This is a genomic window from Streptomyces soli (assembly GCF_003999195.1).
GTDB classification, from domain to species: Bacteria; Actinomycetota; Actinomycetes; order Streptomycetales; family Streptomycetaceae; genus Actinacidiphila; species Actinacidiphila soli.
Genome location: NZ_RJVR01000380.1, coordinates 1 through 2,820, shown reverse-complemented (window position 1 = coordinate 2,820; position 2,820 = coordinate 1). Strand labels below are relative to the sequence as shown.

4 protein-coding genes and 1 pseudogene are annotated in these 2,820 nt (G+C 72.4%); 4 read left to right on the top strand and 1 reads right to left on the bottom strand.

The annotated features are described in order from the left end of the window. A partial coding sequence (locus EFK10_RS45885) for an N-6 DNA methylase (RefSeq protein WP_206305851.1) occupies positions 1 to 1,037 on the top strand: 1,037 nt, incomplete at its 5' end. A gap of 15 nt (positions 1,038 to 1,052) precedes the next feature. Here EFK10_RS45885 and EFK10_RS45880 read toward each other — a convergent pair. Further along, the gene (locus tag EFK10_RS45880; protein WP_127361558.1) at positions 1,053 to 1,364 is read right to left on the bottom strand and encodes a DUF6233 domain-containing protein; all 312 of its coding nucleotides are present in this window, start codon (positions 1,362 to 1,364) and stop codon (positions 1,053 to 1,055) included. Between the two features lie 169 nt (positions 1,365 to 1,533). On the opposite strand from EFK10_RS45880, the gene EFK10_RS48335 reads away from it, so the two are divergent. The 3 genes and pseudogenes from EFK10_RS48335 to EFK10_RS45865 form a co-directional block, all read left to right on the top strand. Next, a complete protein-coding gene (locus tag EFK10_RS48335) occupies positions 1,534 to 1,722 on the top strand; it encodes a DUF4314 domain-containing protein (RefSeq protein WP_164836477.1) in 189 nt (62 codons plus the stop codon). Between the two features lie 91 nt (positions 1,723 to 1,813). Further along, positions 1,814 to 2,095, top strand: coding sequence for a hypothetical protein (locus EFK10_RS45870; protein WP_127361557.1), 282 nt, complete (start codon positions 1,814 to 1,816; stop codon positions 2,093 to 2,095). Between the two features lie 70 nt (positions 2,096 to 2,165). Then, a pseudogene (locus EFK10_RS45865) lies at positions 2,166 to 2,820 on the top strand (hypothetical protein); the annotation flags it as partial.

The window sequence follows — 2,820 nt, the reverse complement described above, 5'->3', positions numbered from 1 at the left end:
CGGCCGCCGTACCCGCACCCCGACCGGCACCGGCACCGGCGCCGGCGCCGCGCCCGGTCGTGGCGGCCGCCACCGAGCCCGACGGCCTGTTCGCCGACCCCCGCCCCGAGCTGCCGTCCGTGCAGACCCCCATCCCCGCGCGGCGCGGCGTCACACCGCTGATGATCGGCAACCCCCGCGAGGCCGGGCAGCGGCTCGGCGAGGCCGTCGCCGACACCTGGCACTCCACCAACTGGGGCGGCTACCGCATCGACATCCCCGTCAGCATCGTCGCCGCCCTGGCCCTGTTCCCCATCAAGGGCCACACCGAGGACGTCACCCGCATCATCAGCACCTGCACCGACTGGGAGCTGCTGCAGGGCTACCGCGAGATCTACGCGACCACCTGGGCCAACCGCCCCGACCTGGGCGCCCGCATGGCCCCGCTGATGGGCTGGCTCACCGAGGACGACGTGAACGAGAAGGTGTACGCGGTGCGGCGGGTGACCGACACGGCGCTCAAGTACGGCGTGCTGGAGATGACCGGCTCCGCCGACCCCGACGCCCGCTCCGACACCGACCTGATGTCGTGGACGATCACCTCGCTGCGCTCGCACGGCGCCCGCCAGGGCATGGGCGAATACCACACGCCGCCCGAACTGTGCGACGTGATGGCCCGCGTGCTCGTCAACGAGCCGCCGAAGAAGGGGTCGTGGTTCAACGAGCCCGCCGGCGGCACCGGCGGCATGTTCCGGGCCCTCGCGCAGCACCTGCGCACCCTTCACGTGGACCCCGCCGACTATGGGTGGGCGATCAACGACCTCGACCCGCTCGCGGCCGCCGGCGCGGCCGTCAACGCCATCGTGTGGGGCCTGGGCCCCAACGTGCTGGTCTCCTGCGGCGACACCCTCGCCGAAGGCGACCTACCCGACCAGGCCGCGCGGGAGCGGGTGCACCTGTTCGAGGAGCGGGACCAGATCGTCGGGTACCTCGCGGCGGCCGAGGCGTTCGAGGAGGCGATGGCGCTCTTCGACCGGCTCACGGCCGTTTCACCCTGACCCCGAAACCGGCGGTCACGGTTCGACGTCGCGTTCGGGGTGACATTGGTCGCACGGCTCGACCTCGTCCCGGGGCAGACGCAGCGCAATGACTAGGTCCTCCCTCGTCAGCACATGGGGCTTCCCACCGCCCCGCATCCAGCAGTCGCCGCGGTGCAGCATGCCCCGGCCACGGACGCCCGTAGCCGAGGGGATGTGGTCCAGCCGCCACCCCGGGTGGGGACGGTCCTCGACCTGCCGGATCTTCTCGTCGACCGCGGCGAGCTGTAGCTGCAGGAAGGTGCGGATAACCCGCAGGCGCTCCGGGTCCGGTGGCAGCTCGTACATGAGTTCGAGGGTAGCCGCGCGACACGCACGCATCCAGACCAGGATGCGCGCAGGCCGTCTGACCTGCGATAACGCCGAAATTTGATTTGACCCCCGCGCCGAAGGGACTAGAATAAGAGAGCGGGGGAGGGGGGATCGGCCCCCCTCCCACCACGCCGGAAGGCAGCCCATGTACAAGCCCGGCACGCGCATCGCCCTCGTCGCCACCACCGACCCCCACACCGACCTCCGCCCCGGTGCGGAAGGCACCGTCCGCTCCTACAACGCAGCCCTCCAGCAGCTCAACGTCGACTGGGACAGCGGCTCCCGCCTCTCGATGCTCCTCGACGACGGCGACGAGATCCGCGTCCTCGCCTGACCCCCGGGGCCGGGCGGCGGGCAATCCCGCCGCCCGGTCGTAGATATGCCACAACTCTCAACCGAACGACATCCCTTCTTGGAGAAGCCGCATGGACCAGCTCGACCTGTTCGCCACCGCCACGCAAGACGCCCGCTCCTGGGCCCTTCGCGCACGAACACTCGCCAACCGCGCCCTGTGCGACGACCAGGAGAACGCGCTGACGGTCACCGCCGTGCAGTTCGACTCCGCCGCCCAATACCTCGTCCACGGCGACACCGCGAGCGCCCGTGCTGCCCTCCGCGCCGCCGGCAACTACGCGGGCAGCGAAGAGGGAGGCGCCCCCAAGGTCGCCGAGGCCGCGCGCACCATCCTCGCCAGCCTCCCGGCCTGACCCCACCAGCCCCCGCCCGCCACCAGCAGGCGGGGGCTGGGCCGCCCAACCAACCAGCACCACCGATCCCTTGGAGAACACCGTGCAACTCGCACCCTCAGCCCTTCACGAAACCGGCGAAGCCCTCGTCCACCTCCTCGGCCCCTGGCAGACCGCCGACCCCGACCACGACGGCGTCGTCCACCTCACCGGCCCCCAGAAGCGCCACATCGGCATGCGCCTCATCCACAACGGCCGCACCGTCCAGCTGTGGGCCACCGGCGGCACCCAGCCCAACAGCCAGGAGCCCACCGGCGACGTCGTCCCCCTGCCGCGCGGCCACCACTGGCACACCGCCGTCCACCTCGACTCCCTCACCGAGGAACAGGACCCCGCAGCCGTCATCTACACCGCCATCAACGACGACCTGCTGCCCGTCTTCGACACCAAGCCCAACCGCGTCGGCCACCGACCCTGGGAGCCCGAGCCCGACGTCGAGCCCGACGTCGAGCCCGACGTCGAGGCGACCGTCCAGGCCGCAGCCGCCGCCGGCGTCGACATCGACGACCAGCCCGAGCCCGAGCCGCAAGCCCCGTCCGACCAGCCCGCCCCCCAGCCGCAGGCCGAGCCCGAGCCCGAGCCCGCGCCACAGGCCCCCGTCGACGAGCTCGCCGCCAAGCGGACCCGCCGCGCCAAGCCCGACCCCACCGCCGGCGAGCCCAAGCCGCGCCCCGCCCGCAAGCGCG

Coding starts and splice junctions, on each gene's coding strand:
- EFK10_RS48335 (WP_164836477.1), top strand. CDS start 1,534: ATGTACAAGCCCGGCACGCGCATCGCCCTCGTCGCCACCACCGACCCC.
- EFK10_RS45870 (WP_127361557.1), top strand. CDS start 1,814: ATGGACCAGCTCGACCTGTTCGCCACCGCCACGCAAGACGCCCGCTCC.
- EFK10_RS45880 (WP_127361558.1), bottom strand. CDS start 1,364: ATGTACGAGCTGCCACCGGACCCGGAGCGCCTGCGGGTTATCCGCACC.